Raw genomic sequence first — 666 nt, forward strand, 5'->3', positions numbered from 1 at the left:
GCGCTGGATGTGCTCAACAATCGGTGCTGCTTTATTAAATGTTCGGATTTCGCGGAATAATTCGTTAGCTTCTGGGTAAGATTGGCGCAGGTAAGCGAACCATTGCTTCACGCGGTTTGGATAGTACAAACCTTTATCACCCTTCATTTCAAACTTTGAGTAGTAGATCAGCAGGTCGACCACATCAGACCAAACCATTGGCGTGTGGTTGTGTTTTACCATGTTACCTAGGTTAGGAATGTTGAACGCACCACGGCACACCATCAGAGAGTCGACACCAGTGGTTTCAATGCAGCGTTGACCATCTTCGAAATTCCAGATTTCACCATTGGCAATCAAAGGGATGGAGAATCGCTCGCGAATTTTATTGATGTATTCCCACTTGATTTCAGATGCTTTATAACCGCCTTGCTTAGTACGTGCGTGAACGGTCAGTTCATTCGCTCCCGCAGATTGAATCGCATCCACGATTTCAAAACAGTCTTCAGGGTTTTCCCAGCCCAGACGAATTTTTGCGGATACAGGGATATTCGCAGGCACTGCGTCACGGCATGCTTTGACCACGCTATGAATCAACTCAGGATGCTGCAATAGCGCCGCACCTCCTTTGCTTTTGTTGACCATTTTTGCTGGGCAACCAAAATTTAGGTCGATGCCGCGCGCGCG

The 666-nt window shown here is 47.4% G+C and carries 1 protein-coding gene; it reads right to left on the reverse strand.

What is annotated here, in order from left to right; genetic code table 11:
- Positions 1 to 666, reverse strand: a 666-nt coding sequence (locus R7190_RS27960) for a tRNA-dihydrouridine synthase (RefSeq protein WP_318137936.1), incomplete at both ends; no start/stop codon positions are given.

It is taken from the genome of Vibrio sp. 1078-1 (genome assembly GCF_033340475.1).